2 protein-coding genes are annotated in these 714 nt (G+C 39.8%); both read left to right on the top strand.

From position 1 onward, the window contains the following. The first annotated feature begins 89 nt into the window (after positions 1-89). Positions 90-356, top strand: a complete 267-nt coding sequence (locus FKQ60_RS17325; RefSeq protein ID WP_170905775.1) for a BrnT family toxin — start codon at positions 90-92, stop codon at positions 354-356. Next, positions 343-585, top strand: a complete 243-nt coding sequence (locus FKQ60_RS17330; RefSeq protein ID WP_038176351.1) for a hypothetical protein — start codon at positions 343-345, stop codon at positions 583-585. The genes FKQ60_RS17325 and FKQ60_RS17330 overlap by 14 nt, the downstream gene beginning before the upstream one ends. Positions 586-714: the final 129 nt, after the last annotated feature.

Here is a 714-nt window from a genome sequence, read left to right on the forward strand (position 1 = left end):
CTCACCCCTTAACGCGGCGTTAGCCGTTTCCACAATCATTAGCTAAACTGTAAGTTGCAAAATGAGTAAAAAGGATATAAGTTTTACTCATGAAGAAATTCGAATTTGATGAAAATAAAAGCAGGTCAAATTTTGAGAAACATGGAATTGATTTCTATACAGCTCAAGGTTTGTGGAATGACTCAGATCTTATCGAGATCCCTGCAAACACAAGTGATGAACCTAGGTATTTGGTCATCGGCATGTTAAATGGTAAGCATTGGTCTGGCGTCATTACATACCGTGGATTAAATATTAGGATCATTTCAGTCAGACGTTCACGTAAAGCGGAGGTGAACTTATATGAAAGCGCATGAGTTTGATGCTAAGTTTGAAAGTGACGATGACATTTTAGGTGATCTAGATTTATCTAAAGTTAAGCGTCCAATGCAAAAGCAGAAACGGGTAAATGTTGATTTCCCTGCATGGATGTTAGATTCACTAGATCGTGAAGCTAGCCGAGTAGGTGTAACACGACAGTCGATTATCAAGATTTGGCTAGCTGAAAGGCTTGAAAATGTAGCTCATCACCACACTTCAAACTAAACGGCTAACAAAGCATTTAAGAGTGATTCCCAACGCATGGCATTTTTCGTTCCATCGTTGGGTTTCGTGTTTATGGTGGTATGGTTTAGTTTCGTGGTAGCGTTGCTCACACCTTAATGCGGCGTTATG

Origin of the sequence: Vibrio sp. A11, from assembly GCF_013048705.1 — a bacterium.
In the GTDB taxonomy this organism is placed as follows: Bacteria; Pseudomonadota; Gammaproteobacteria; order Enterobacterales; family Vibrionaceae; genus Vibrio; species Vibrio metschnikovii.

Coding starts and splice junctions, on each gene's coding strand:
- FKQ60_RS17325 (WP_170905775.1), top strand. CDS start 90: ATGAAGAAATTCGAATTTGATGAAAATAAAAGCAGGTCAAATTTTGAG.
- FKQ60_RS17330 (WP_038176351.1), top strand. CDS start 343: ATGAAAGCGCATGAGTTTGATGCTAAGTTTGAAAGTGACGATGACATT.